Origin of the sequence: Scopulibacillus darangshiensis, assembly GCF_004341035.1 — a bacterium.
In the GTDB taxonomy this organism is placed as follows: Bacteria; Bacillota; Bacilli; order Bacillales; family Sporolactobacillaceae; genus Scopulibacillus; species Scopulibacillus darangshiensis.
Genome location: NZ_SLXK01000007.1, coordinates 1 through 25,321 on the forward strand (window position 1 = coordinate 1; position 25,321 = coordinate 25,321).

Sequence of the window (25,321 nt, forward strand, 5' to 3'; positions counted from 1 at the left end):
ATTTTGGAGGCTGGCAAGCCTTTTTATTTTTTTGCTTGTGCAGCGTTATGTATTTTTACGCTGCATTACTATGTACTTTTATTTTGCCATATACAGTAGTTAAACTTTCAAGAAGACGGTCACTTAACGTAAAAAATTTTTTCTTTCGGTAATGGTCAATTGCTGTTTTCTTGGCAATAGAAAATATCCACGTTTTTATGCTGGACTGTCGCCTGTAAGAGTGGTAGCTTTTAATGACCTTTATAAATGTTTCCTGTGTTAGATCTTCTGCTTCCTGCTCATTGCCGGTAAAATAAGCTAAAAAGGAATATACCTCTTGGACATATTGACGGTAAAGGTAAGTTATTTCATCTTGTGGCGGATCAGCGCTCACTTTTGTCCCCCCTTTTTTTTTAGTTCAATGAATTAGTCGTATTATATTTATAAAAGGTTACAAAAATGGTAAAACAAATTACTACAAGAATTTCCATCAGGTATAGAATTTAAAAAGTGGAAATATGAATTTAAATATTTGGATACGAGATTTATGATGAAATAACCTCTTTTAAAAGGAGATATTTTTTAGAGAAACATATTAAAAAGGCAGATTAGCTGTTACCTTGGTAAAAGTAATTGTGTGACAATATGTTATAAGGTAAACTTAATTTAATGATTACAAAGGAGCCTATGCCTATGTTTGCGATAATTGCAATAGATGTTTTTGAAGGGAAATTCAAAAGAATATCAAGGGGGTACAGTAAGTAATACACCTGCTGTTGACCCCCAAAAAAATAGGGGGATTTTGATTTGATTAAGGAATATAGTGAAAAGTTTTTAAAAGGCAAAGACATTGTTTTGAAGGAAATTACAGCCGAGTATTATGAGGATTTCTTTTTGATCGAGAACGTTTCTGAAAGTCGTTTATTAATGAATGATGATACGCCATATCCACCGACAAAAAGTGACCTTGAGAAATTTTTAAATGGCATGAGTTCAGACCATGATGGTTATTTGTTCGGGATATATCGAAAAGAGGAAAATAAATTAATTGGCTCGATCGGGGTTTCTTCAGTTAATTGGAAAAACAGCACTTGCGATGTAGGGATTTCCTTAGGTCCAGATTTTCAAGGCAAGGGCTATGGCACGGATGCGATGAAGACATTAATAACGTTTATATTTAATTATCTGAACATAAATAAGATTAAGTTAAATGTTTTTGGATTTAATCAAAGAGCGATACGTTCATATGAAAAATGCGGTTTTAAAACAGAGGGTATCTTAAGGGAGGAACTTTTCCGTTTCGGCAAATTTAATGACATTTATGCCATGGGCTTGTTAAGAAGTGAATGGATACAATCCTAGATTAGTGGACGGTAAAAGGGAGCGTGGAAAACATCGTTCATGCTAAAGATGTTTTGTCCGATCAATTGTTAGCAAATGGCAATGACCCAAGCTGGTACATGCCATTTTCAGAATCAGTTGAAAATCTATCAGAGGAAGAGGCATTTTGGAAGCCAAATGAAGATAGCAATAGTATCGCTGAAATTGTGCAGCATTTGTTATATTGGAATGACACATGGCAGACAAGGTATGAAAAATCAGATGTCAATGCGGTGCCTTCAATTGGAGATAATAATAAAAGCTTCATCATACCAGAAAACAAAACATTTAATGACTTGAAAGAGCAGCTATTAAGGGTACTGTTGCGGTGGCAAGATCTATTAAGTGAAGAAAAGGTCGAAAGTGATGTGAATGGCTTCCCTGTATCTGTAAAATGGTGGGGGGTTCTAGGGAATGTAACGTCTCATAACGCCTATCATATTGGCCAAATCATATATATTCGCAAGCTGCAAAAAAGCTGGATTCCAAGTTAATTAAAGAGTTAAATCAAAACGGCTTCTCCTTTATGGAAAAGCGGTTTTTAAACTGTGGGCAAGGTGTTTCCTATTTCAAGCAAGCCTTTCTAGTCATATCAAGATGGCTGCACACCAATAGGAAGTTTTTTGTGATCATTTTGCCTAAAGAAGGTTTTCCCATAGCTGATAAGGAATTGTATTTAGAGGCGTTTTTGACACATATATTTAATTGAGCAAGATTGAACGGCAAAAATAATGTCAGGAGGGAAAAATGAGAAAAAGCCTGATCCTATTTATCATCATTTCATTCATTTTAGCTGGTTGTTGGGGAGAGAAAACAATTGAGTTTAGCGGTAAAACTAAAAATTGGTCAGTTAAATATATTTCCCATATTTATAGTTCAAATAGCGAAGGGATTGAATATACCATTAGATATATAGGTGATGGTCCAGCTCCTAAAACTATTGATTACAAATTAGGCAGTAATTCGGTAACAGGTCGTACCTTAGACGATAAAAGTTTTTCGATTAAAAGTAATGGAGGTAGTTGTTCGGGTTGTGGTGTGACCGACGAACATGATGACATTGAAGCGACAATAAAATGGAACGGACATAAGGAAACGTTTATTTTAACAACCGAGTAAATAAAGAGGAGGGTTTTGATGGGATATGTCACCGCAGGGTTAGTACTCATCATTCTAATAATAATCACTACAGTAAATAGCAAAATAAGTATGTTAGAAGCACAGATCAAGAGCATGAGGTACACCTTAGACCAAGTTGCCGATCAAGTAGATGTACCTGAACATCCCATAAATGATAAGCTGCGTCACCTTCTTAAAGAGGGAGAGGAAATTAAGGCAGTCAAAGAGGCTAGACAGGTTCTGGGGCTTTCTTTGTTGGAGGCTAAACAACATGTTGATGCCTTGAAATCCTGTAGTTAGCTCACCTGATTATAAGAGGAGTGAACGATGATAAAAAGCTGGGTCCGAATTTAATGCAGTCCTTTCTCTTTTAACACTTTTCTCTGCGCTTTTCCTTTTTTGGAAACATAGTTATTTTTCCACCAAGCAACGAGAGTAGCACCAACAGTGAGCACACCGGTTACAACAGTGTAAACTTGTTCATCAGACCAAGGCAATGGATTCCATCCGAACATAGTCAACACCTGGTTCACTAAGGCGATCAACAAAACAGATGTACGGGCGATTGTCCCTTTATCCATAGTCTTTCATCCATCCTTTTAGATTCTATTAGAGTATTTTAAATTAGCATATGCTCTATATTTTATAAAAACACTTCATACAACCTAGTAGAAAGCCTGAAATTCGGCCATTTTGAGCCCTTTTTTGCCGGTCCCGGACTAGTAGATTTTCAAAGCTGTTATTATTAGCGGAAGGGGCGCTAGTGATATACGCGCGCCCGCGGAAGGGAAACGGCATATGGTTTACGTGGGATCGGTACAGGGATCGCCATAATCCACCCACGCTTGACAGTTCCAACGCTCCCCATCAGGCTTGCTCCTGCGTGAAATCCACTATGCCCCAAAATATTCCTTATTCAACGTTTTAAAGGTATAATATACAAAAAAAGTGCCGGCTGAATTTGGGGTGAAATAATGGGCTTTCTTACGGATAAAGTGATATATATTGCTCTATTTATTTTAATCATACATACAATAGAAACGCTTGCATATGCTGTACGGCTTTCGGGGGCGAGGGTGGGTCTGATCGCTTCTGCATTGTCCCTTTTTAATTTAATGGTTATCGTGTCTAGAATGGCGAACATGATGCAGCAGCCTTTTACAGGTAGTCTGGTAGATACAGCCCCATCGTCAGACACGCTTTCCTTTGTGGAAAGTCAATATAGAGTCATTATCGGTGCATCGACGATCGGAACGTTAATTGGCATCATTCTGCTTCCTACTTTTGTTGCGTTATTTTCAAGGGCAATCATTCATTTATCAAAACAAAAGGGCTCAATCCCTTCTCTCTTCAAAACTGCGTTCTCCTTGGATTACATTAGAAGAGGGCTTAATCAAATGCACTTTCCAAACCTGTCATATCTAAAAGGGGTAACGCTTAAAAATGTCCCAAAAAGATTATTCTTTATAAATATGGTGGTGACGTCAATCTACACTATTGGCGTGTTATCGGCTTTGTACGCAGCGCTTCTAGCCCCGGAAAGGGCGTCCACAGCCATCATGGCTTCGGGATTAATAAATGGGATTGCAACTATACTTTTGGTCGTTTTTGTAGATCCGAAGATTTCCGTTTTGGCGGATGACGCTATTAATAAAAGAGGAAGCTATTTAAAATTAAAAAACGTATCTCTCATGATGATTGTCTCTAGATTCCTTGGTACGTTACTTGCGCAGATCTTATTTATACCCGGGGCTGAGTATGTGGCTTGGTTTACTAAGTTTATTGTTTGAAAAAAAGGGCGATTTGTTAAATTAAATTAAGTCACTAAAGGTGTTGAATCATGCCCGTGGACCGGAAAAAGCAGCGCTAGCGGTAACGTATCTATTATCCTTTAGGTGCCTTCACTTTTGCAGTTTAGCTTGACATGTCCCACTTTTCGGCATGGCTTTCAACCAATTCCATAAACCTTTTCATCGCCGGCGTGAGCCATTTGTTCTTGTGATATGCCAGTTGTGTTGTGATCGATTGTTCGGTATGAACCCAAGGCAGGCAGACTAACTTTCCTCGTTCCAATTCCTCATTTACTGAAATCCGGGAGAGATAGGCGATGCCAAGTCCGCACATCACGCATTGTTTGATGGCTTCGATATTCTGAAAATTAATCTGTGAACATTCGACGCCTCCTTTTTTTATCCAATACTCTATAAAATCTCTATAACTACCCGGTTCCGTTAGTAATAATGTTTCTTCCTGCAGATCCGCCGGCCCGACCTCGGTTTTTTTCGTAAGAGGATGCCCAGGGGCCGCCAGCATGACTAATCTCTCACGGATCAGCTTGTAAATATGAAGATCATTATCTTCTTTTTCAATATCGAACAAAAATGATAGATCGAGTTCTCCTGCTTTTAGTTTATGGCGTAATTCCTTGTTATCACCCGGATACAATTCGATAGTCACTTGAGGGTACGTATTCTTAAATTCTTTTAGGATAGAAGGCAGGCGGTGAACCATCGTTGACTCGTTCGCACCGAGGCGGATAGTCCCTGTCAACTGTCCGCTTATTCTGGATGATTCTACTGCCTCCTTGGAGAGGCGGAGTATTTCATTGGCATAAGATAGCATCTGTTTTCCTGCCTCGGTTAAAATGACCTTTTTCCCTAATCGGTCAAATAGGGGGTTGCCAATTTCCTCCTCCAGGGTTTGGATATGATTTGTAATCGTTCCTTGAGTGTACCCCAAATGTTCACCAGCACGGGTAAATCCGCCTTTTTCAACCACAACGATAAATGTTTTCAAATGACGAAACTCCAAATTTCCATCCGCCTTTCATCATTCATTAATTTTATTAATGAATTTTATTAAAACCATTGATTTTACATCTTGCTTCGCTGATTATACAATAAATATGTAAAAAAATCATAAAAAAACGCTCGTCAGAACGAAAGAGGATGGATATTATGTCAATGGTCGATGTCAAACAAGGTGTCAGGATCGAAAAGGATTTCTTAGGATCAAAGGAAGTACCAGGGGATGCATACTATGGGATCCAAACACTGCGTGCCGTCGAGAATTTCCCAATTACCGGAAATCGGATTTCTGAGGACTTAATTAAAGCTTTAGCTATTGTGAAAAAAGCGGCGGCTTTAGCGAATATGGATGTGAAGCGATTATATGAAGGGTTAGGACATCCAGTTGTTATGGCAGCAGATGAAATCATAGAAGGAAAATGGCATGATCATTTTATTGTTGATCCAATACAAGGTGGGGCGGGCACATCCATAAATATGAATGCAAATGAAGTGATTGCCAACCGTGCTCTCGAATTGCTTGGGCACGAAAAAGGGGAATATCATCACTTAAGTCCAAACAGCCATGTCAACATGTCGCAATCAACCAATGATGTATTTCCGACTGCGATTCATATTTCGACACTAAACCTGCTGAATAAATTACTAGATACGATGCAAGATATGCATCATGTGTTGAATAAAAAGGCGGAACAATTCAATCATGTGATTAAAATGGGACGCACACATATTCAAGATGCTGTTCCGATCCGTCTTGGCCAAGAGTTTGAAGCCTATAGCCGTGTGTTGAAGCGTGATATTGATCGTATTCAACACTCGCGTCAGCATTTATATGAAGTGAATATGGGGGCAACGGCTGTTGGTACGGGTCTAAATGCGGATCCCCGTTATATCGAAAATGTGGTGAAGCATTTAGTCGAAATTAGTGGTCTTCCCCTTGTTGGGGCCGAACATCTTGTCGATGCGACCCAAAACACCGATGCATATACAGAGGTGTCAGCGGCATTAAAGATATGTATGATAAACATGTCTAAAATAGCTAATGACCTTCGTTTAATGGCATCAGGACCCAGGGCTGGATTTGGTGAAATTACATTGCCTTCCAGGCAGCCTGGCTCGTCCATTATGCCAGGAAAAGTAAACCCAGTTATGGCCGAAATGATTAACCAAGTAGCTTTCCAGGTAAGCGGTAATGACCACACCATTGGGCTTGCATCTGAAGCAGGGCAGCTTGAACTAAATGTGATGGAGCCGGTTCTTGTCTTTAATTTACTTCAATCGATCAGCATCATGAATAATGCATTCCGTGCTTTTACGGATTACTGCCTGGAAGGGATAGAAGCAAATGAGGCGCGCTTAAAAGAATATGTAGAAAAAAGTGTGGGTATTATCACAGCGGTTAATCCGCATATCGGATATGAAGTAGCAGCCCGTATTGCGAGGGAAGCTATCCTAAAAGGCAAATCTGTCCGCGAGTTATGCTTACTATATGATGTTTTAACAGAGGATGAGCTTGATCTTATTTTAAACCCTTATGAGATGACGAGACCGGGCATTTCAGGGGCCACTCTATTTGATAGAGAATAACCAGGTATTGGCATGGTAAAAGCTATAAGCTATTCTTTCAGCATCTTGCGAAAGAATAGCTTTTCTCATTTACCCGCAGTCAAATCACAGGATAATATGGCTTATAGTGCGGGTTAATGTAATATGGCGGTCTTGATCCTATTTTCGGCTTTATCTGAGTGATTGGTTGTATAACGGACCTTAAGAATAAGGTTTTATCGATGTCGCCATCTCGAGTGCAGCGATGACATCCCTTTTTGAATGAATACGGTAGACATTCCTTTGCTCCTGCCATTTGATTGTGGTTCCAGGATGGTCCTTCCAGGTGCTGACATCTATTTCACCATACTCATGAGGGGCAGGCAGCATATGGGTCTCCAAATAATCAACGATTTTTTTCGCTAATTCTTTGTTTTCAGGATAATTGTTATCACGGTAGGATGGATCGGTTGGGCTGTCTATTTCAATCATCCAACGGCCTTCGTTCCATGCCGTATATACATGTCCGGCGGCCCCGCCTGTTCTCGCTTTAATCCCATGGCCCAAATCGAGATTGCCCTGAGTAACCTTAGGCTTTGGATTGAGCGCCTTATTTGCCTCATCCGAACTTTTATACTCTTTGCCGCTCACCTTTCCGATGACTTTATCAGGATCGTAACCCTTTGCGGTGTTGACCGGCACCGGCTTAGACATTTCAAGTAAGACCAGTTCATAACTATTAGTGTCCGACCCGGTGTTCGCTGTTAGGTACATATCAGCATCCAGTGGAAATTTTGCAGGTCCCATCTTTGGAACGGTTGTATCCAATTGCCCCATTGCTGCTTTCATCACATCTTTTGGTGAGTGGGAATCAGTATCTTCTGTTTGATTTGATGTATCATTTGAAACTGTTGCTTTGGAATCATCCTGAGTTGAGCCTGAGTTTTCCTTTGTGCTTGAATCTTCTCCCTTTGTGCTTTGTGTGCTTGAGTTATCCTTTGGCGCGGTTGAATGATCGGTTTGTTTCACTTGTTTTGTATCATCGTTCCCGCTGCATCCGGTGAGTGTCAAGGCACCTAGGGAAACAATTAAGATTAATGTAAAAACTTTTCTCATGTGTTTTCCTCCTTCATATAGACTTATTATTTCAATACCCTATTCGTACCATAGTTAATTGCCCCTTTTATTGAACATGTAAGGATTCGATGATAATGATTATTTAAACAAACGTTTGATTAAGAATATTGAACGGCAAAATATATTAAAGAAATGGATTTACTGTCTGTTGTAAATGTTAGTAAGTGGAATAGTCCGTCATTTTCTGGTATTATTCAAGCGTAAATCAGTGGGGAGAGGATGTTCATATAATGAAGGCGAACTTCTGTTTAAATTGCGGAAACAAAATGGAGACTAGGGACATCAATGGAACAGATAGAAGGGCGTGCCCGGCTTGTGAATTTGTCCTTTGGGGAGATTACAGTATTGGTGTTGGAGCTCTTGTTATGAAAGATGACAAGGTTTTATTGGTGCGGCGGATGGAGGACCCAGGTAAAGGGCTTTGGACAAACCCAGGGGGCTACAGCGAGCAATTGGAGTCTATCGATCAGACTGTTGTCCGCGAGGTGTTGGAGGAAACAGGTGTGACAACCAAGGTGAAGAGCGTGGTTGCCATTCGTGACCTTCCCCGGGAAGTGCATAATGTATACATTACCTTTGCGATGGAATATGTAGAGGGCGAGCCAGTACCGGATGGTGTCGAAGTGGATAAGGCAGGCTTTTATAGTTTGCAAGAAATGGAGACGATGAGTGTTGCGGGTCTAACACGTATTCTCGTAAATACGGCATTGCAGGGTCAAACCAATGGCCTAGAATACAGTAAAGACCCATATAAGGACGCAAGACTATTTAGTATTCCAACTAGCGGCGAGTAATAGTATAAAAACCCTTTCGCTAATTTTATTTCCAAACCGACAAATTTCCCGGGAAATTTTAGACAAGAAACGAGTGATTCTATGAATTTATTTGTGATAGGCGATATTCACGGTTGCTATCACACTTTTAAAGAACTTCTGGATAATCATTGGAACAAAGAAACAGAAAGGGTTATACAACTAGGTGATTTAATTGATCGAGGAGGGTATTCCCCGCAAACGGTCGATTTTGCAAGAAAAATAAATAATACCTACCCAAATCAAGTCATATTTTTAAAGGGAAATCATGAGTTTGAAATGATAGACCATTTTTTGCATGACCCGAACCATAATTGGTTACGGCAAGGTGGAGAAGACACGTTAGCTGAATATCAAAAGTCGGAAAGATCTATTGAAAATGATGTCAGCTGGTTTCAAAGGTTGCCTTTATTGTGGGAAAATGAAGACGTGTTAGTCACCCATGCCGGTATTTCACATCATGCAAGTAACCCATTTGACGAAGATGATTCATCTAGCGTGTTATGGAATCGTGGGAAATTGAAAAATATTAATAAGCTGCAAATTATTGGACACACACCATGCCGAGAACCTAGCTTCGATGAAGAAGGCAATGCCTGGAACATTGATACTGGTGCAGCTTATGATGGCTATTTAACTGGCATAAAGGTAAGTCCTGATGGCAGCGTAAGAAAATTTGTTAAACAGCAAACAGATTGGCGTGATAAGGCATTAATTTGAATGGAGGATGAATATTTCCGACACGCTATGCCACGTATCGGAAAGACAAATAAAAGCACGGATTCTATTTAACAAGGGGTGTAACCGATGACTGCTGTATTTAGTGTGTTAAGCATCGTGTGGGGTCTTATTATATTAATCATTTTCTCCCCCAAACTAAAGAATAAGGATTTAAAAGAGTATAAAGAAAAAGGCGGGGATGTTGATGATGGATTCCCCTTGCTGGTCATTTCGAATTGGATCCTTAGAAAAACGCCAATAGTATTTATAAAAGGTGTCGTTCTGACCATTGGATTAGTTTTCATTGGCATTGGTTTAGCATTGGTTTAGCGGGCTTTCTTACGAGCTGGTAAGGGCGGATGAGGATTTAATAGTTTCTTGGATTATAAAACATTGTGTTTGATTTATTAATTAAAATGAATGGCGGGATGCTGATATGACTTTAGAACAGGTTTATTTGGAAAATGTCCATGCAAGCTTTACAAGTATGAAAAAGCTTGCTGAAGGAGCGATTGACCAGCTGAGTTTTGAGGAGCTTCACTATGCACCTAATAGCGAGTCGAACAGCATTGCACTGTTGGTAAAGCATATGAGCGGTAACATGAAGTCACGATTCACATCTTTTTTAACAACTGATGGTGAAAAGCCGGACCGTGATAGGGACGCGGAGTTCGAAGGCGGTTATGAGTCAAAGGATCAACTATTGGATGTTTGGCATGAAGGCTGGGAGACGGTATTTCAAGCCTTATCTGAATTAAAGGAAGGGGATCTTTTGAGGACTGTGACCATCCGCAGTGAACCCCACACCGTGCTAGATGCCCTGCAGAGGCAAATTGCTCATTATTCAAACCATATTGGGCAGATTGTTTATACTGGCAAGGCCATTAAAGACGGAGAATGGCAATGCCTTAGTGTACCAAGAGGATCATCGCAGGAATTTACGAAAAAGACAAAAGAAAAATATGTTTAAAAAGAATGGGGCTGGGACAAAACTACAAGAGTTCATTCATACGCCGAACAATAAGGATATAGGCCTAAATTATGGTGTTTTTTAATGCGGAAGTTTACCTGTGGATACATTTGCAAGGCTAGTGACTCATATTCCGTTATTTGCTCAAAATCCTTGCAAATCCGAAGCGTAGTCAAAATACGAAAGACTCCTACGGGAACAGCACGTGTCCGAAGACCTCGCAAGGAAGCGATTTTTGCTTTCTGAGGAGGCTCGGGCCGTGCCCGTGGAAAGCAAAGTATTTTGACGGAGCGCTTCTTTGTTTTTTTCTAATAGTAAAAAACGTCTGTCCCAGCCTCTTTTTGGTTAAGCGATTCGATTCATGCCTTTGGAAGGAGAAATGGACCGCTGGCGGGCATGCAAAGGGTTGGATCGGCCCCATGGATGGCAAAAAGGAGCTTCAAGGGGGACGAATAAGGGTTATTCATGCCTGTGGAATTTTTACCAACTTCGGGTGTTCATTGCCACTATGAACGACCTCGAGACCGTATTTTTACCGACTTCGGGTGTTCATCGGCACTATGAACGACCTCGAGACCGTATTTTTACCGACTTCGGGTGTTCATCACCACTATGAACGACCTCGAGACCATATTTTTACCGACTTCGGGTGTTCATCGCCACTATGAACGACCTCGAGACCATATTTTTACCCACTTCGGGCTTTCATCACCACTATGAACGACCTCGAGACCGTATTTTTCATGCCAGATGGACAATATGCCTGGATAGTGACGCTGTATGACGATGCTGTGGCGGTTTTGAAGGACGACAGACTCATTAAGGATCCAGCAAGTCTTTTTGAAAACGAGGAAGAAAGGGTGGCCTATAAATTGGAAAGCGGTGTTTTCATGAACACAATGCTCTTCTCGGATATGCCTGATCATAGACGGCTTCGCGGGTTGGTTCATCAGGGGTTCACACCACGCATGATCAAAGGACTGCGAGGGCGGATCCAGGAGATTACGGGCGAACTGCTGGATGATATTCAAAAGAAAAATAATATGAATGTCATTCTGAAGACCGTGATAAGTTCCGTGAGTGGTCAAATACACTGGTCGAAGCCAGCAACAACCCCGACCAAGTGAAAATGTTAAAGAGGATATGGAAGCCTTTGTTGGCTATATCCATCAACTGATTACGTTAAGGCGGCAAGCCCCGCAGAATGATTTAATCAGCAGCTTGATTCAGGCTGAAGAGGAAGGAGACCAGCTGACTAAGCCTGAACCGGAGCTTATTAAATCAGCAATAGAAGAATTTCTACGTTATAACGGACCGGTAGAGTTCGGTATAAACCGTTGGGCCGGCGAGACGATTGAACTTGCCGGGCAGATTATTCCAAGGCGAGCTGGTTTTAGTTGCCCTTGATTCGGCGGACCAAGACTCCGAGCAATTTAACGATCCTGAAGTGCTCGATATCACTCGCAAGCAAAATCGCCATTTAGCATTTGGTAAAGGCATTCACTTTTGTCTCGGCGCACCATTAGCCAGACTTGAGGGAGAGATCGCCATTAGCACCTTATTAAGCCGGATGCCAGATTTACAATTAAACATTGATCCGGAAAAGCTTGAATGGCGCCCCGGCATGTTAATGCGCGGTTTGAAGCATTACCTGTATCATTTTGAGGTATAGAAACCATAAAAAAACATCACCCTCTACAAGGGCGATGTCTTAGGGCCTTACACTACTCTTCGCCAAATTAAAGCGCCATTTTGGCCGCCGAAACCAAAAGAGTTAGTTAGCACGTTTGTCATCTCATGCCGGACTGCCTGATTTAAAACTAGATTAGCAGGTGCGATAGGATCGGGATCAGGACAATGGAGTGTTGGCGGGATCAAGCCTGTTTGGAGCGACATAAGGCATGAGATGCTTTCAATCGCACCGGCGCTGCCAAGCAGATGGCCAATAGCTCCCTTGATGGAATTAACCGGGATATCCGTGAGAAGATCACCAAATACCTCTTGTAAAGCAATGGATTCAGCTTTGTCGCCAGCAGGGGTTGCTGTGGCATGGGCATTGATATAATCAATATCCTTTGCGGCCAATCCAGCTGTTTCAAGCGCTCTGTTAATCGCAATGGCCGCCCCTTCCCCATTAGGATGAGGTGCTGTTTCATGATAGGCGTCATTCGAGGCACCGTATCCCGTGAGTTCGCCATATATTTTCGCTCCGCGCGCCAACGCACGTTCATAAGATTCCAATACCATGATGGCTGACCCTTCTCCAGCGACCATTCCGTTGCGATTAAGATCAAATGGCCGGCTCCAAGCACTTTTATCATCCGGTCCGCTGGTTGCTATGGCGCCTGCTGAACGAAGACCTGAGAGAACAACAGGCGAAAAAAGGTATTCCGCACCGCCGGCAAGAACCAGATCCACTTCACCGCGCTCGAGCCAGTACATTGCCTCACCGATTGCATTGGCTGATGCGGCACAAGCAGTCGTATAGGTCATGACTGGACCTTGTATCTTGTGCTGCATAGCAAGTGCAGATGCTGCCGCATTTGGGATCGATTTAGAAAGAAGACGCGGACTCATCCGTTTGACAGAATTAATGGCTAGATCACCCGCACCTTCCCCAAGAGTGTTAACACCGCCATAGGCTGTTCCTACCGAAATCCCCATCCGATGCGGCGGGGGCCAATCCTCCGGCAATCCAGCATCACTCACAGCTTCAGCTGCTGCAATTAGTGCAAGTTGTGTAAAACGATCAGTATTTTTCACTTGTTTTTTTGATAAATGATCGAGTGGATCAAACTCGGGGATTTGGGCCGCTGCCGGGGTCCATTTTCGCCATTCGGAACGGTTCGTTTCTTGTATTGCAGATTGTCCCTTAAGTAAGGCATCCCAAAACCGTGGGACGCCTATGCCGAAAGGTGTAATGGCGCCAATCCCGGTTACGACGACTCGTGATTTAGTTACAGTCACTATTTCATCTCCTTATTTTCCGAAGCAGCTTTATCAAGACGTTCATTTGCAGGCTTATGAAAACGGAATTTTTGCTGAGAGGCCATTCTTTAACTATCAGACAACTCGCTTAATTATTTCGATAATTTGCACTATGTATTATAATCCTAGAATATTATTAACTCAAATATTTGGTTTCATACTCTATTTGAATGTCCTTGTAATAAAGCTTCATTTAAATGTTTTTAAGAGGGAATCCAAAATGTTTGGCGAACTCTTCTATTGATATAAAAAAGGAGGGGTTTTTGTGTTTGAAACTTTAGACGGCTTTTTAAAACTCTGGGAATACGAAGCGGCATCAACCCAAAAGGTTATGGATCAGCTCACTGATGAGTCACTTGGCCAAGAAATCACCCCGGAAAATTGGACGTTAGGGCGTATTGCATGGCATACCGTTTGCGCCATCCGCATCATTACATCAAATACGGGTCTAACTTTTCAAGCCCCTGATAAAGATAATGCTGTACCAACCTCAGCAAAAGTTATTGCAGATCAATATCGTGAAGTGAGTTCAGCCTTTGCCGAGGCTGTGGAGACACAATGGACTGATAAAGAGTTAAACGTTATTAACGATTTTTACGGAGAACAGCAGCCTAATGCATTATTTTTGCAAATCGTGATCCACCACCAAATCCATCACAGGGGACAGATGACGGTCCTTTTGCGGCAGGCGGGATTGACTGTTCCCGGGGTTTATGGTCCTGCAAAAGAAGAATGGGCCGAGATTGGGATGGAATCGCCAAAATAAAAAGTTGCAAATTCCTTGCGGGCGCTTTTGGTGCCCTTTTTCTTTTTCACCTTTTTTAAAAATAACTTCACCTAATTTTCCCTTTTTATGATACCTTTGTTAAAAAGGGGTGGTGATTTGAACCGAAATCGGATTCTTTTGGGGTTGCTTGGCCTCTCACTCGTTCTTTTAGTTGGTGCACTCACGTACAGTTTCGTTCGCAATGATGATTCGTATAAGTATTTCACAGGACTTGGAGATAGCTTTTCAATTTCTCCGGATGATAAGAGCATTGTTTTTTCTTATTATCAAAATGGTAAAGAAGCGATTTATACAGCAAAGATTGATGGGAGGGATGTCACCAAAATTACTGAACCTAATCATCACCGCCATCATGATCCGAAGTATTCTCCTAATGGGGGAAAACTCCTTTACCTGTCCAAAAACAATAAAGGGGTTAATACTCTCTGCATTTCTAACCGGGATGGGACAAAACCGCGACGATTAACAGATAAAAGTATCCATGTTGGAGATACCGTTTTTTCTCCTTCTGCCGATAAAATTTATTTTACCGGTATACCTGCAGAGGATTTAAAGAGGAAGGAAGGTGAAAAGAAGAACGGTGTTGATCTCTATTCGGTGAGTGTTGACGGTAGCCATATGAAGCAATTGACTAATGACGACCGATTTACGATGGATAATCTCTCAATTTCCAAGGACGGGAAGGTCATCTATTTTAGTGACTTTGATGGCAACAGCGAAAAAATTCGTTCGTATTTACTTGAAGAAGGTAGGGAACGTGGTCCAATTTCACCAAAGGGACTTTCAGGAGATATGTCGGCTTATCATTCACAGCTGTCACCGGACGGCAAGTGGTGGGCTTTTACCGCAGTCTCCAAGAAAGCCCAACATAGTTCTCTTTTTGAATATGACTTATTTTTGATGGATACTAAGACTGGTCGTACCAAAAGGATGACGGATCTTAATGATTCTGTGATGTCACCCGTATTTTTTCATCACGGTCAAAAAATTGCGTTTCTCGAAAACACCAATTGGGCTGCTGAGCCAGCCGAATACCGTTTGAGAACGATCAACCTTGAAAGTAAAAAACTTGGCACAATTCATCTGGATATGCCAGCTGCCCATGAAAGCGTGTGGTTCGGCAAGCTATTAGATCGATCAGTGAACGGCTTCACAATCGCTGTGCTCTATATTATTTTATTTGCTTTAGGTGCCGTATACATGCACTATAACCATCCAAAGAGGAGTTATCTGCCTGCAATTATAAGTTTTGTTCTCTCTATATCACTGTTTATCGCTAGTTTCATAGTGGCAGGAACCATTGATCCGTGGATGGCTATCGGCGTTGGTATAGTATCAGCTGGTATATTTATTTGCTCGATCATCGTGTTTATTTTTACTTTTGGTTTTAAGCGTGTGACTTCGGCTTTAAATAAAAAAAGATTATAGGGGTAAATATAGAAAAAGTACCGAGCGTCATACTCGGTACTTTTCGGCTCAGACTTTAGGAAAAGCCTTCTTAATATACTTATACAACTCCCCATCCACTCCGTATTGCAATGGGTTCCCTGGGTTTTCTGCATGGAAACGTTCTGCTGCTTTAACGATCTCAGGGTCTCCGCCGGTGAATTTGTTCGTCATGTCAATCCATTGTTTGGCCAGTTTCACGACTTCAGGGCTTTCAGCCGGAGTTCCCTTTCCTAATTCTTCACGTATCTTACTGAGTAATTCAGACCATTCTTTATCATGTTTCTTTTTATCCTCTGGACTGAACCCTTCGCCCCGCTTTTTCATTTTATCTATTTGCTCTTGTGTTAAATAATTATTCATATTAATCACCTCAATTAATTTAATAAATTGTTCTGCCGACACTTCCTGCTTAGCTGTTAACAATTGATTGATGTCCAGCAGCTTGCTACGCAGGTTTTCCTGCATTTGGATCTGTTCATTCAATCGTTCCAGCTGGATCCGAATCACTTCATCTGGCTTGAAGCTTGGGCTTTCAATCATTTCTTTGATCTCCTCGAGTGCAAACCCTAACTGCTTAAGTGATGTGATTTGCTGCAGTTTGGCAATATCAGCTTCGGTGTAAATTCTGTGTCCGCTATTAGTGTGCTGTGATGGTGAAAATAATCCGATCTGATCGTAATGATGGAGGGTGCGAACTGTGAGACCGGTCTGCTTAGCTAATTCTCCTACTTTCCAAACTTTCATCATCATCTCCTCATTTCGCGCGATTCATTTTTACCGGTAATTTTACTTTACAACCTAACGTTGCGTAAGGAGCAAGTATTTTATCCATTTTTTTATTTTGGTTTTCAAAATGCATCTCATGGTTAAGGCCACTAATGCGAGAAAACAGAATCAAATTTGTTATGCCCGCTTCGCTACAGCTATCGCTCATTCCACAACAAAATATAAAGTCGGAAAATTGAGACGCAAATCTTGTTTTCTTAATTTACATATGAAAATTGGAAGTGTTGTTCTCGAAAATTATCGGAATATCTAAGCGCTAGTCACAAAGGTAAAATTTCTTAAATATAATAATACGGATAATGACCATATTTTATAAAGGAGCATTCCTGTTAGAAGGATTTTCGGGGACTTGAACAAAAGCCAACACTCGTTCGTCGTTACCATCAGCTAGAACAGGATATCGAAAGCATGACTCAACACTTAGTTGAGCTTGTAAAAACGTCTGTAGAGTACGAATGGCTATCAACGGTTCCCGAGCTTGGAGATACAATGATTGTTGATCTATTAGCTGAAATCGGAAGTTTTTCACACTACAAAGATCCACGCCAACTCATCAAACTCGCGGGGTTAACGTTACGTGAAAACTCCTCTAGTCAGCACAAAGGACAAAAAAAGACCTGGACAACAGGATGACACGGAGAAGCTGGCAAAATATTCACCATTCGACAGTCCCTAAAGGAGCTTCGCTAGCCTCTGCCTTATGACTAGACCAAACGAAGGAATGTAGACACATTGATGTCCAGAGACATGGGAGGGTACGTCATCATATGCTACGCAGAGATCCATTGTGCATCGTAAATGAAACTATCATCTCAACCATTATTATCCAGCAGTGACCGCGTAGTGTACTACCGTTTGAAGATTCATGAATCTATAGAAACATTAATAATCAGCGTGTCAAAAATTTTTTTTGACACCCTTAAAACGGCTTAAGCAGTTGATACATCAACATTTATAGAGGGAGGAAAACAATAGAATGCCTTATAATAATATGTCATCTCAAATGTATCCCGGACAACAAGTGCCTTATTGTCAAATGCCATCCCAGGAATATTTTGGCCAACAGATGATGCCTATGGACAGTCAGATGTTTGGTGATCCACAGATGGTTCCTCATCCGGTTCTTCTTGTTGCAAGACAAACAGCGCCTAATCAAATTGAAATATTTTATGATCAGCCAACTGATCTGGAATCTGCGACAAAGGTACAAAATTACTGGATTAGAAATAATTTAGATAGGCCACACGACATTGCTACAGTTGAAAGTGGTAATATGATGCTCATACCTGCCAATAGTCTTATGCCTAGTATGGCAAGAATCACTCCTGTTGACCATTCAAGAAAAAGGTTTGTCATAACATTTAATGTGAATGCGACACCCGGTGTCCATTATACAGTTCTGCCATGCTTTGTTAATTTAGAAGGGAGACAAGGGTTTAGAGGAGAAAATTGGAATCAACAAAGCATGAAAACCTTTATCGCACGATAAATTGAGTAACATTTAAAGCCAACAATCATTGCTTGAAATGCTTCTTTGTAGGTAAACATTAACGGCCTTTCTCCGAACGATTTCTGGGAAAAGGCCGAAGTTTAATATGCTGCTCTCTCTTTGTTATCCGGATAGGATTTGGATCCATAGGTCATCTGTTATTTGTCTTGACCCAAGAGGATTAATGGGTGATCCGGAAGTGACGCGGTACTTTGAAAACGTAGTGATTGAAGCCAGGGTTAAAACCGAAGAATCAGAAGACCGAGTCAAAGAATTGCAAGAAAAAACCGATCAGCGTTGCCCTGTTTTTACAATGTTAAAAGCTGCGTGCATTGAACTTGAACCAGACTGGACGAAAGCCTAATGCCTTTTCGCATAGAGTGGACTGTGCTACTTGATCTTAAATAAAGCTCTATGTACTGACAGGTATTGCAGTTCTTATTGTGATTATTTTTTATTGTCCCCCCATGGAAAGAGGCCATTATTGATTTATTTCAGTTAGAAACTATTGCAGAGATTCGTGATTCCATCCGCTCTATTGGAATATGGGGTCCGATTCTGTCCATTTTACTGATGATCTTACACAGCTTCAAATGTTGTTTCTATGTTCACTTTGTTCACAGCATATGCCCCTTCGGTTTTTTGGATTTAATTAGTTGTATGCACCCAAACCTTCGAATGTGTGGCTGCGGACCCAATTTTGGCGATGTTGTCACCGGGGTCAAAGTGATCAAGTATAAGGATTATTTTTATAGTACTCTGAAATTCCCTCTAGAGAATGGACAAAAAACAGCCATATCATGACGCTGTTTATGCTTTTCTATGTGTTTAAAAAGGTTTTTCAGGCAGGAGGGACTCAAGATTTTTCGTACATCATATAGGGAAAAGCATTTATCCTATGCTTCCTTTCAGTTCTTCTCCAGCCTTTTCTACATCGATTTTTAACGAAAAAAGTGTTTTTTGCACAATTTTTTCTTTTTTTAATTGGCTGAGCGTAGCGCTTACGGTTTCACGGGTCGATCCGATCATAGTAGCAAGATCATGATGCGTAATTTTAATATCAATGGTTTGCCACTGATTCGTTCTTTTTCCAAAACGCTCGCTTAATTTTAATAATAAAGCCAGCATACGGTAACGCACACTCCTTAACGCAATTTGTTCACTCAATTCATACATTTCTCTCAGACGGGCGGATAAAATTTCAATGAACTTAATAGCTAGGGTTGGACTCTTTTTCATTAAAGATTCCATTTCTTCTTTGCCGATGATGCAAATATAAACATCGGTTAGAGCTTCCGCGTACACATCATCATCGTGGAGAGAAAAAGTTGATGTTTCCCCAAAAACGTTGCCGTCCCCAAGCAAATCGACGGTGAGTTGTTTTCCTTCCTCGTTGGATCGATAAAGGCGGACAGTCCCTTTTTTTAATAAAAAAAGCGCATGCATGGGCTTTAAAGGGTTCAAGACAATGGTTCCTTTTTTCATCGGGTACATATCACTCATTTTGTCAATGACCTTTAGTTCATCCATTGGCAGCTCTTCAAATAAATTGATTTGTGACAAAAGAGACAGTTTGTTCATATTGGCATTCCTTTCTCTTTTTGGTTCATTATACACCACACAATCCCATTTTGTTTTGTAAGGTAGCTTACGGTAATTGGGGTGCCCTTTGGATAAAATTATGTTGATGAGGTGATTGGTTATGAAACAGGCCATTTGCTATACGATCTTCGGTTGTCCGAAATGCCAATCTGTCATGAGGTATCTTAATAAAAAGGATGTTGATTTTGAAGAGGTCAATATAATGGAACAACCCGAGCGGGCGAATGAGGTTGAAAATGTAGTGGGAGAAATCGTAACACCGGTTTTAATCGTTGGTTCAAAGGCAGTCGTAGGGGACGATTTAGGGGGTATTGAGCGAATACTGTTTGGTTCAGGTGACCTAAAATAGGATTTTTAAGCATGCTCAACATGCAGTTCAAGACAACTTTGGGGAGGAAAGGAAATGTCGATATTCCCAAGTTTGCCGTTTACCATGCCGTTCCTTACAAAGGACTCCTTTGCCCAACAATCTGAAAGGGTTATATTTTTAAGGTCTCGTTTGTCGAAAATGTAAGATACCTTACGGCTTCGGTAACTTTATTCATATAAAATGAAATAAATAGCGCGTTTGCATGCAGTGGAGTTGATTCTGTGAAAACATGGCCAAAGTGGTTCAAAATCGTGCTGGTTTTAATTGTCATAGCGGCTGTACTTGCCTTTAACCGTACTTATCTAAACTTCAATCCAAACGATATCAGGGATTGGATTTTATCATTTGGTTTGTGGGCGCCGCTCATTTACGTGATAATTTATTCGTTAAGACCCTTTATTTTATTTCCGGCTTCCGTTTTATCCATTGTCGGCGGACTGGCTTTCGGCACTTTATGGGGGACGGTTTTTACCGTAATTGGAGCAACCGGAGGTGCGATCCTGTCCTTTTTGTTTGCCCGGCGATTAGGAAAGAATATCATCGGACGCGATTGGAAGGGTAAAGCAAGAAAACTTCAAAAACAGCTTGAAAAAAACGGATTTTTTTACGTCCTCTCGGTTCGTTTGATTCCGCTTTTTAACTTTGACTTGATCAGCTATTCTGCGGGCATTTCCAACATCCGATTTTCAGCATTCTTGATGGGAACGATCATCGGGATTTTACCCGGCACCTTCGCTTACAATTTTTTGGGAAACGGGATTGGCAGCGGGAGTCTAAAGGTGTTGATTATCAGCATCTTAGTATTTGCTGTTTTAACGGTTATCCCTGTGATCATTCGAAAAAAATGGATGTAAAAAAACAATCGAAAGGAGATGAAATGGATGAAAACCTATGATCTGATTGTTCTTGGAGGTGGAGCAGGAGGACTGACCGTTGCAGCCGGGGCTGCCGGACTCGGAGCAAATGTTGCCTTGGTGGAAAAGAACGCCCATCTGGGAGGGGACTGTCTCCATTACGGTTGCGTTCCGTCAAAAGTTTTTATCGCCAGTGCCAAAAAGGTATATGAGGCCCAAAAGAGTACTGAGCGGTTTGGATTGACCTTGACCGGGGAACCGGATATTGCAGAGGCGATGGATCGTGTGAAAGCGGCGATCGCAGAGATTCAGGAAGAAGATAGCGATGAACGTTTTAAAGATCTTGGTGTCGATCTTTATAAAGGCAAGGGACGTTTCATCAATGAGCACCAAATTCAGGTTGGATACGGGAATGTCATAGAGGGAAAGCGCCTTGTTGTTGCCACCGGTTCAAGACCATCCGTTCCCCCGATTGACGGAATAAAAGACATTTGGTACTTAACAAATGAAACGGTCTTTGATGTGAAGGAAACGCCGAAACGCCTTGTTGTGGTTGGCGGGGGCCCTATGGGCTTGGAACTGGCTCAGTCTTTTGCCCGTTTTGGTGCCGAAGTGACCGTATTGGAGACCAATTCCACAATTTTTGGCAAGGAAGACGAGGACGTGATTCCGGTGATCAAAAAATCATTGGAACAAGAGCTAACGTTTCAATTTGAGGCAGTGGCGAAAAAAGTTCGTGAAGAGGATGGTACGAAGGTTGTGACCTATGAGCAACATGGGAAGGAAATCGATATCGTCGCAGACGAAATTTTAATGGCAACTGGACGGAAACCCAATACCGATGAAATGTGTCTCGACAAAAGCGGCGTTAACGTCGATGATCGAGGGAACATTAAGGTAAACGAGTATTTGCAATCTTCTCAAGCGCACATTTTCGCCATTGGCGACACAAACGGGCAATATCCGTTTACACACGCAGCCGGGATGGAAGGGAAACTGGTGGTTCGAAATGCCCTGTTCGGGTTTAAGGGTAAGGTGAGTTACGAAAATGTTCCGTGGGTGACTTATACCGATCCCGAAGTTTTTCATCTCGGATTGACGGAGAAAGAAGCCAAGGCAAAGTTTGGGATGAACATAAAGGTATTTAAGGTTCATACGGACAAAGTGGATCGATTTATTGCCGACCGTGATGAAGTAGGGTTCGCAAAAGTGGTGACGGACAGCAAGGGGCATATTTTAGGGGCCCATGCTATCGGTACAAATGCCGGTGACTGGATGCAAGAGATCATCTTTGCCAAAGCGCAGGATCATAAGATTGGGGACATTTCCAATGTCATTCATCCTTACCCGACGCACGGAGAGATTCTTCAACAATCCGCTGATTTATATTGGCGGGAGAAGCTTTTTGACGGAGTGTTACCCAAGATGGCTGAAAAATACATTCAATGGTTTAGATAATGGGAACTTTAATCTAAATTTATAGCAAAGTGTATTGAAAGCTGTACAATGCTGGCACGTTATTTTGAAAAGCATGGTTTCAGTACGGTTGTCATTACAATGATGCCGTATTGGTCCAAAATTATAGGGATTCCGAGAACAATAGGTGTAGAATTCCCGTTTGGTCATCCCTTTGGTTTGCCAGATCAACATTCCATGCAAGAGCAAGTGTTAAATGAAGCCGTTAAAATGTTGCAAACGGCGCGTCATCCCGGAGAGATAAGAGAATTAGACATTCCATGGCCTCAATCGTTTGACGTGGGTTATCATGCCTCACATCCTGAAGAACCTTCTCAGATTATAAGACATTTGCGAGAGAAAGCTATGGCACAAGTATACGAAGAAAAAGAGGGAAAAACGGGAATGAAACTTAATGTAAAGGGACGCATTCAAAATACAGGATGTAACAATGCAAAGGTGAAAAAAAAGAGGAACGAAATCATCAGTGTCATTATTCCGACTTTAAATGAACAAAAAAATGTACGCCGTTTAATTGGTACGCTCCAACCTATCGATCGACTTGAAATCATTATCGCCGACGGAGGAAGTGAGGATAGAACCCGTCAAATAGCGGGGAAACATTGTAACGTGATTTCATCCGGGCGGGGACGGGCCAATCAAATGAATAAAGGGGCCGAACAGGCGGAGGGGGATATTTTATGGTTTTTACATGCTGATTCCGTCATTTCGGAAAAAGCTCCCGATCAAATCCGGCATGCCATGCGGAATGAATCGGTCGTCGGGGGATGCCTTACCATGCGCTTCGATGACCGTTCGCTTTTATATAAAATGATTGCATGGGGATCGAATTGGCGCGCGAAATACCGGAAGGTGATTTTCGGTGACCAGGGTTTTTTTATTAGCCGTTCAACCTTTCAAGAAATCGGCGGATTTCCGCCTGTTCCCCTAATGGAAGATTGGATGATTTCGCAAAGAGCCCGGAAAAAAGGGAAACTCATCGTGCTTCCGGAGAGAATCATTACCTCGGCCCGCCGTTTTCACGAAAACGGCCCAATGCGGACGCTTCTTACGATGTTGTGGATGCAGTTTCTTTTTCTTTGCGGGGTCCCGACTTCCAAACTAGAAAGGATGTATCCCGGTGGCTGAACGAACAAACAAACCGGCAATACTGATCATGGCCAAAGCGCCGATTCCCGGATTTTGCAAAACAAGAATGCAGCCGGCCTTTACGCCTGAACAATGTGCAAGTCTTCAGGACGCCCTCTTTAAGGATTTGATGGCGTTAAAAAAAGAACTGGAACCTCGTGTCCATGTCTGGGTTTCCTTCACCCCGAAAGATAGTGAAGTCTATTTTCAAGCGTTTTCTTCCCGTATATTCGGACAAAAGGGAAAGGATCTGGGGGAACGGATGCATCATGGTTTGGCATACCTGCTTGCGCAATCCTATCAACCGGTTCTTGTGATCGGAACGGATACGCCGTTAAGGAAACAGGACATTTATAAGGCGTTTGAACTGTTAAAAGAAGATTCCGTTGTACTGGGGCCGGCAGAGGACGGAGGCTATCACTTGTTGGGCGTAACCCGCGACTTTCCGGTACTCTTTTCAGATATGCCCTGGGGGACAAACCTCGTTTTGGAGGAAACTGAAAGGCGGGCCGCGCGATTGGGTTTAACAGTGCGTATGCTGGATAAAAAGCGGGATATTGATAATCCTGACGACCTTAGGGTCTATGAAAAGTTAACAACCAATCATCATTTGGACAAATGGAAAGAGGAAAATCTGAATAGACTTAAATGATCGAATAAGGAGGGGGTATACGGTGGAATATCGTAAATTAACAGCTGAGGATGCAGTCGAATACGTCAAATCCGTTCCGGGTTTATTTTCAAAACAGGCGACGTTATCGGGCAGCGAAATCAGTGACGGCAATATGAATTTTGTTTTCCGGGTGGCAGAACGTGAAAATGAGGAAAAAAGTGTGATTCTCAAACAAGCCCTTCCATATATGCGCGCCGTCGGCCCTTCGTGGCCGCTAACTCCGGATCGAATCCGGGTCGAATATGAAACATTGACCATACAAAATGAAATTTGCCCCGAGCTCGTCCCGAATATCTATCATTATGACGAAAAACTGAAATTAATGGTAATGGAGGATTTAGTTTCCCATCATATTCTTCGGGACGGGCTTATCGCTGAAAAACACTATCCATCTTTGGCGAAGCAGATCGGAACGTTTTTGGCGCGTATGTTGTTTTCAACCTCTGTTTTTACGCTTACTGACGAAGGAAGTCAGAAGTTTAAATTGAAATTTGAAAACCGGACCATGTGCAAGATTTCTCAGGACTTTATTTTTACTTACCCCTTTCAAAACCATCCTATGAATCGTTACAATCCGCTGATTCAAAAGGAAGTATCCGATATATGGGGAAACCACAAATTGAAAGTGGAAATCGAGAACATCAAACATCAATTTATGACAAACAAACAGGCTTTACTCCATGGTGATCTCCACACAGGAAGCATCATGGTCACGGACAACGACACAAAGGTGATTGATGCAGAATTTGCTTTTTACGGTCCAATGGGTTTTGATATCGGTTTATTTTTCGCAAACGTGTTAATGGATTATGCTTCCCACCGGAAAGAAGAACATGCGGACGATCAAGATGATCTATTAAATTTAATTCGGATGAGTTGGGATGAACTTGAACGCCAGTTTCGAAAACTATCCAAACAACACAGAAATTATGCGAGCTTTCCTGATATGGATGAGTTCCTTTCATCGTTATTTCACGATTCCCTGGGGTTTGCCGGCTGCGAGATGATGCGGCGTGTCATGGGGACTTCCCATGTTGAGGATATTGAAAGAATCGTAGAGGATGAGGCGCGTGCCAATGCCGAAACGTTTGTGCTATGTATGGGACAAAAACTCATCATGGAGAGAAATTACATTCAAAATCCCCGTGAACTGTTTCTTGCAATCAAACAATTGGAGGAACAAAGAGATCAATCATTGTAAGAAATCTTACATCCAATTGATAAAGATCAGTTATGTTGGCAATAGATGA

At 41.7% G+C, this 25,321-nt stretch carries 30 protein-coding genes and 1 pseudogene; 24 read left to right on the forward strand and 7 right to left on the reverse strand.

Features of this window, described 5'->3' with window-relative positions; translation table 11 throughout:
- Nucleotides 1-55 precede the first annotated feature (55 nt).
- Complete coding sequence (locus EV207_RS06760; protein WP_132744985.1) at nucleotides 56-373, reverse strand: RNA polymerase sigma factor; 318 nt, start codon at nucleotides 371-373, stop codon at nucleotides 56-58.
- A 413-nt stretch (nucleotides 374-786) separates the two neighbouring features.
- On the opposite strand from EV207_RS06760, the gene EV207_RS06765 reads away from it, so the two are divergent.
- The 4 genes from EV207_RS06765 to EV207_RS06780 all read left to right on the forward strand — a co-directional run bounded on the left by EV207_RS06765 (nucleotide 787) and on the right by EV207_RS06780 (nucleotide 2,778).
- Nucleotides 787-1,341 (forward strand): GNAT family N-acetyltransferase, encoded by a 555-nt coding sequence (locus EV207_RS06765; RefSeq protein WP_132744987.1) that lies wholly within the window; start codon nucleotides 787-789, stop codon nucleotides 1,339-1,341.
- 32 nt (nucleotides 1,342-1,373) lie between these two features.
- Nucleotides 1,374-1,853 (forward strand): DinB family protein, encoded by a 480-nt coding sequence (locus tag EV207_RS06770; protein WP_132745214.1) that lies wholly within the window; start codon nucleotides 1,374-1,376, stop codon nucleotides 1,851-1,853.
- 253 nt (nucleotides 1,854-2,106) lie between these two features.
- The gene (locus EV207_RS06775) at nucleotides 2,107-2,478 is read left to right on the forward strand and encodes a hypothetical protein (RefSeq protein WP_132744989.1); all 372 of its coding nucleotides are present in this window, start codon (nucleotides 2,107-2,109) and stop codon (nucleotides 2,476-2,478) included.
- A gap of 18 nt (nucleotides 2,479-2,496) precedes the next feature.
- The gene (locus EV207_RS06780; RefSeq protein WP_132744991.1) at nucleotides 2,497-2,778 is read left to right on the forward strand and encodes a hypothetical protein; all 282 of its coding nucleotides are present in this window, start codon (nucleotides 2,497-2,499) and stop codon (nucleotides 2,776-2,778) included.
- 50 nt (nucleotides 2,779-2,828) lie between these two features.
- On the opposite strand, the gene EV207_RS06785 is transcribed toward EV207_RS06780, so the two are convergent.
- The gene (locus EV207_RS06785) at nucleotides 2,829-3,059 is read right to left on the reverse strand and encodes a phage holin (RefSeq protein WP_132744993.1); all 231 of its coding nucleotides are present in this window, start codon (nucleotides 3,057-3,059) and stop codon (nucleotides 2,829-2,831) included.
- A 393-nt stretch (nucleotides 3,060-3,452) separates the two neighbouring features.
- On the opposite strand from EV207_RS06785, the gene EV207_RS06790 reads away from it, so the two are divergent.
- A complete protein-coding gene (locus EV207_RS06790) occupies nucleotides 3,453-4,268 on the forward strand; it encodes a lipid II flippase Amj family protein (protein ID WP_132744995.1) in 816 nt (271 codons plus the stop codon).
- A 124-nt stretch (nucleotides 4,269-4,392) separates the two neighbouring features.
- On the opposite strand, the gene EV207_RS06795 is transcribed toward EV207_RS06790, so the two are convergent.
- A complete protein-coding gene (locus EV207_RS06795) occupies nucleotides 4,393-5,274 on the reverse strand; it encodes a LysR family transcriptional regulator (protein WP_243646975.1) in 882 nt (293 codons plus the stop codon).
- Nucleotides 5,275-5,441: 167 nt separating this feature from the next.
- Between EV207_RS06795 and aspA the strand changes: the two genes are divergently transcribed.
- On the forward strand, nucleotides 5,442-6,872 hold the full coding sequence (gene aspA, locus EV207_RS06800) for an aspartate ammonia-lyase (protein WP_132745216.1): 1,431 nt from the start codon (nucleotides 5,442-5,444) through the stop codon (nucleotides 6,870-6,872).
- A 180-nt stretch (nucleotides 6,873-7,052) separates the two neighbouring features.
- Here aspA and EV207_RS06805 read toward each other — a convergent pair whose 3' ends face one another.
- Nucleotides 7,053-7,946, reverse strand: a complete 894-nt coding sequence (locus EV207_RS06805; protein WP_132744999.1) for a hypothetical protein — start codon at nucleotides 7,944-7,946, stop codon at nucleotides 7,053-7,055.
- 251 nt (nucleotides 7,947-8,197) lie between these two features.
- Here EV207_RS06805 and EV207_RS06810 point away from each other — a divergent pair, with 251 nt between their 5' ends.
- The 7 genes from EV207_RS06810 (at nucleotide 8,198) to EV207_RS23420 (ending at nucleotide 12,141) form a co-directional block, all read left to right on the forward strand.
- Nucleotides 8,198-8,761 (forward strand): NUDIX domain-containing protein, encoded by a 564-nt coding sequence (locus EV207_RS06810; RefSeq protein ID WP_132745001.1) that lies wholly within the window; start codon nucleotides 8,198-8,200, stop codon nucleotides 8,759-8,761.
- 81 nt (nucleotides 8,762-8,842) lie between these two features.
- Nucleotides 8,843-9,499 carry a metallophosphoesterase family protein gene (locus EV207_RS06815; RefSeq protein ID WP_132745003.1) on the forward strand — a complete coding sequence of 219 codons (657 nt, stop codon included), beginning with the start codon at nucleotides 8,843-8,845 and terminating at the stop codon, nucleotides 9,497-9,499.
- An 87-nt stretch (nucleotides 9,500-9,586) separates the two neighbouring features.
- Nucleotides 9,587-9,829, forward strand: a complete 243-nt coding sequence (locus EV207_RS06820; RefSeq protein ID WP_132745005.1) for a hypothetical protein — start codon at nucleotides 9,587-9,589, stop codon at nucleotides 9,827-9,829.
- 106 nt (nucleotides 9,830-9,935) lie between these two features.
- Nucleotides 9,936-10,469 carry a DUF1572 family protein gene (locus EV207_RS06825; RefSeq protein ID WP_132745007.1) on the forward strand — a complete coding sequence of 178 codons (534 nt, stop codon included), beginning with the start codon at nucleotides 9,936-9,938 and terminating at the stop codon, nucleotides 10,467-10,469.
- A gap of 743 nt (nucleotides 10,470-11,212) precedes the next feature.
- The gene (locus tag EV207_RS23410) at nucleotides 11,213-11,596 is read left to right on the forward strand and encodes a cytochrome P450 (protein WP_243646976.1); all 384 of its coding nucleotides are present in this window, start codon (nucleotides 11,213-11,215) and stop codon (nucleotides 11,594-11,596) included.
- A gap of 16 nt (nucleotides 11,597-11,612) precedes the next feature.
- Nucleotides 11,613-11,876 carry a cytochrome P450 gene (locus EV207_RS23415; protein ID WP_243646977.1) on the forward strand — a complete coding sequence of 88 codons (264 nt, stop codon included), beginning with the start codon at nucleotides 11,613-11,615 and terminating at the stop codon, nucleotides 11,874-11,876.
- Nucleotides 11,830-12,141, forward strand: a complete 312-nt coding sequence (locus tag EV207_RS23420) for a cytochrome P450 (RefSeq protein ID WP_243646978.1) — start codon at nucleotides 11,830-11,832, stop codon at nucleotides 12,139-12,141. The genes EV207_RS23415 and EV207_RS23420 overlap by 47 nt, the downstream gene beginning before the upstream one ends.
- A gap of 47 nt (nucleotides 12,142-12,188) precedes the next feature.
- Here the strand turns inward: EV207_RS23420 and EV207_RS06835 are convergent, their stop codons facing one another.
- Nucleotides 12,189-13,436 carry a beta-ketoacyl-[acyl-carrier-protein] synthase family protein gene (locus EV207_RS06835; protein ID WP_132745008.1) on the reverse strand — a complete coding sequence of 416 codons (1,248 nt, stop codon included), beginning with the start codon at nucleotides 13,434-13,436 and terminating at the stop codon, nucleotides 12,189-12,191.
- Between the two features lie 286 nt (nucleotides 13,437-13,722).
- Between EV207_RS06835 and EV207_RS06840 the strand changes: the two genes are divergently transcribed.
- Complete coding sequence (locus tag EV207_RS06840; protein ID WP_132745010.1) at nucleotides 13,723-14,223, forward strand: DinB family protein; 501 nt, start codon at nucleotides 13,723-13,725, stop codon at nucleotides 14,221-14,223.
- Nucleotides 14,224-14,340: 117 nt separating this feature from the next.
- Nucleotides 14,341-15,672 carry a TolB family protein gene (locus EV207_RS06845; protein WP_165886850.1) on the forward strand — a complete coding sequence of 444 codons (1,332 nt, stop codon included), beginning with the start codon at nucleotides 14,341-14,343 and terminating at the stop codon, nucleotides 15,670-15,672.
- 48 nt (nucleotides 15,673-15,720) lie between these two features.
- Here EV207_RS06845 and EV207_RS06850 read toward each other — a convergent pair whose 3' ends face one another.
- Nucleotides 15,721-16,437 carry a MerR family transcriptional regulator gene (locus tag EV207_RS06850; protein ID WP_243646979.1) on the reverse strand — a complete coding sequence of 239 codons (717 nt, stop codon included), beginning with the start codon at nucleotides 16,435-16,437 and terminating at the stop codon, nucleotides 15,721-15,723.
- A gap of 405 nt (nucleotides 16,438-16,842) precedes the next feature.
- On the opposite strand from EV207_RS06850, the pseudogene EV207_RS23690 reads away from it, so the two are divergent.
- The 3 genes and pseudogenes from EV207_RS23690 to EV207_RS06865 form a co-directional block, all read left to right on the forward strand.
- Nucleotides 16,843-17,094, forward strand: a pseudogene (locus EV207_RS23690) (transposase); the annotation flags it as partial.
- 361 nt (nucleotides 17,095-17,455) lie between these two features.
- Nucleotides 17,456-17,968: a hypothetical protein gene (locus tag EV207_RS06860; protein ID WP_341539795.1), complete on the forward strand. Its 513-nt coding sequence runs from the start codon at nucleotides 17,456-17,458 to the stop codon at nucleotides 17,966-17,968.
- 184 nt (nucleotides 17,969-18,152) lie between these two features.
- Nucleotides 18,153-18,332 (forward strand): OsmC family protein, encoded by a 180-nt coding sequence (locus EV207_RS06865; protein WP_243646980.1) that lies wholly within the window; start codon nucleotides 18,153-18,155, stop codon nucleotides 18,330-18,332.
- Nucleotides 18,333-18,859: 527 nt separating this feature from the next.
- Here EV207_RS06865 and EV207_RS06870 read toward each other — a convergent pair.
- Nucleotides 18,860-19,549 (reverse strand): Crp/Fnr family transcriptional regulator, encoded by a 690-nt coding sequence (locus EV207_RS06870; RefSeq protein ID WP_132745018.1) that lies wholly within the window; start codon nucleotides 19,547-19,549, stop codon nucleotides 18,860-18,862.
- 121 nt (nucleotides 19,550-19,670) lie between these two features.
- Here EV207_RS06870 and EV207_RS06875 point away from each other — a divergent pair, with 121 nt between their 5' ends.
- The 6 genes from EV207_RS06875 to mtnK all read left to right on the forward strand — a co-directional run bounded on the left by EV207_RS06875 (nucleotide 19,671) and on the right by mtnK (nucleotide 25,272).
- Nucleotides 19,671-19,919, forward strand: a complete 249-nt coding sequence (locus EV207_RS06875; RefSeq protein WP_132745020.1) for a glutaredoxin family protein — start codon at nucleotides 19,671-19,673, stop codon at nucleotides 19,917-19,919.
- 242 nt (nucleotides 19,920-20,161) lie between these two features.
- Complete coding sequence (locus tag EV207_RS06880; RefSeq protein WP_132745022.1) at nucleotides 20,162-20,794, forward strand: TVP38/TMEM64 family protein; 633 nt, start codon at nucleotides 20,162-20,164, stop codon at nucleotides 20,792-20,794.
- Between the two features lie 27 nt (nucleotides 20,795-20,821).
- On the forward strand, nucleotides 20,822-22,252 hold the full coding sequence (locus EV207_RS06885) for a dihydrolipoyl dehydrogenase family protein (RefSeq protein WP_132745024.1): 1,431 nt from the start codon (nucleotides 20,822-20,824) through the stop codon (nucleotides 22,250-22,252).
- Nucleotides 22,253-22,300: 48 nt separating this feature from the next.
- Nucleotides 22,301-23,398, forward strand: coding sequence for a TIGR04283 family arsenosugar biosynthesis glycosyltransferase (locus EV207_RS06890; RefSeq protein ID WP_132745026.1), 1,098 nt, complete (start codon nucleotides 22,301-22,303; stop codon nucleotides 23,396-23,398).
- Nucleotides 23,391-24,050: a TIGR04282 family arsenosugar biosynthesis glycosyltransferase gene (locus EV207_RS06895; protein ID WP_132745028.1), complete on the forward strand. Its 660-nt coding sequence runs from the start codon at nucleotides 23,391-23,393 to the stop codon at nucleotides 24,048-24,050. The genes EV207_RS06890 and EV207_RS06895 overlap by 8 nt, the downstream gene beginning before the upstream one ends.
- Before the next feature lie 22 nt (nucleotides 24,051-24,072).
- Nucleotides 24,073-25,272 (forward strand): S-methyl-5-thioribose kinase, encoded by a 1,200-nt coding sequence (gene mtnK, locus EV207_RS06900; RefSeq protein WP_132745030.1) that lies wholly within the window; start codon nucleotides 24,073-24,075, stop codon nucleotides 25,270-25,272.
- Nucleotides 25,273-25,321: the final 49 nt, after the last annotated feature.

Bases quoted from the DNA above. Each gene is read 5' to 3' on its own strand.
- EV207_RS06775 (WP_132744989.1), top strand. From the start codon at position 2,107: ATGAGAAAAAGCCTGATCCTATTTATCATCATTTCATTCATTTTAGCT.
- EV207_RS23415 (WP_243646977.1), top strand. From the start codon at position 11,613: ATGGAAGCCTTTGTTGGCTATATCCATCAACTGATTACGTTAAGGCGG.
- EV207_RS06815 (WP_132745003.1), top strand. From the start codon at position 8,843: ATGAATTTATTTGTGATAGGCGATATTCACGGTTGCTATCACACTTTT.
- EV207_RS06785 (WP_132744993.1), bottom strand. From the start codon at position 3,059: ATGGATAAAGGGACAATCGCCCGTACATCTGTTTTGTTGATCGCCTTA.
- EV207_RS06875 (WP_132745020.1), top strand. From the start codon at position 19,671: ATGAAACAGGCCATTTGCTATACGATCTTCGGTTGTCCGAAATGCCAA.
- EV207_RS06780 (WP_132744991.1), top strand. From the start codon at position 2,497: ATGGGATATGTCACCGCAGGGTTAGTACTCATCATTCTAATAATAATC.
- EV207_RS23410 (WP_243646976.1), top strand. From the start codon at position 11,213: ATGCCAGATGGACAATATGCCTGGATAGTGACGCTGTATGACGATGCT.
- EV207_RS06885 (WP_132745024.1), top strand. From the start codon at position 20,822: ATGAAAACCTATGATCTGATTGTTCTTGGAGGTGGAGCAGGAGGACTG.
- EV207_RS06890 (WP_132745026.1), top strand. From the start codon at position 22,301: ATGCTGGCACGTTATTTTGAAAAGCATGGTTTCAGTACGGTTGTCATT.
- EV207_RS06850 (WP_243646979.1), bottom strand. From the start codon at position 16,437: ATGAAAGTTTGGAAAGTAGGAGAATTAGCTAAGCAGACCGGTCTCACA.
- EV207_RS06790 (WP_132744995.1), top strand. From the start codon at position 3,453: ATGGGCTTTCTTACGGATAAAGTGATATATATTGCTCTATTTATTTTA.
- EV207_RS06820 (WP_132745005.1), top strand. From the start codon at position 9,587: ATGACTGCTGTATTTAGTGTGTTAAGCATCGTGTGGGGTCTTATTATA.
- EV207_RS06805 (WP_132744999.1), bottom strand. From the start codon at position 7,946: ATGAGAAAAGTTTTTACATTAATCTTAATTGTTTCCCTAGGTGCCTTG.
- EV207_RS06810 (WP_132745001.1), top strand. From the start codon at position 8,198: ATGAAGGCGAACTTCTGTTTAAATTGCGGAAACAAAATGGAGACTAGG.
- EV207_RS06870 (WP_132745018.1), bottom strand. From the start codon at position 19,549: ATGAACAAACTGTCTCTTTTGTCACAAATCAATTTATTTGAAGAGCTG.
- aspA (WP_132745216.1), top strand. From the start codon at position 5,442: ATGGTCGATGTCAAACAAGGTGTCAGGATCGAAAAGGATTTCTTAGGA.
- EV207_RS06825 (WP_132745007.1), top strand. From the start codon at position 9,936: ATGACTTTAGAACAGGTTTATTTGGAAAATGTCCATGCAAGCTTTACA.
- EV207_RS06860 (WP_341539795.1), top strand. From the start codon at position 17,456: ATGCCTTATAATAATATGTCATCTCAAATGTATCCCGGACAACAAGTG.
- EV207_RS06865 (WP_243646980.1), top strand. From the start codon at position 18,153: ATGGGTGATCCGGAAGTGACGCGGTACTTTGAAAACGTAGTGATTGAA.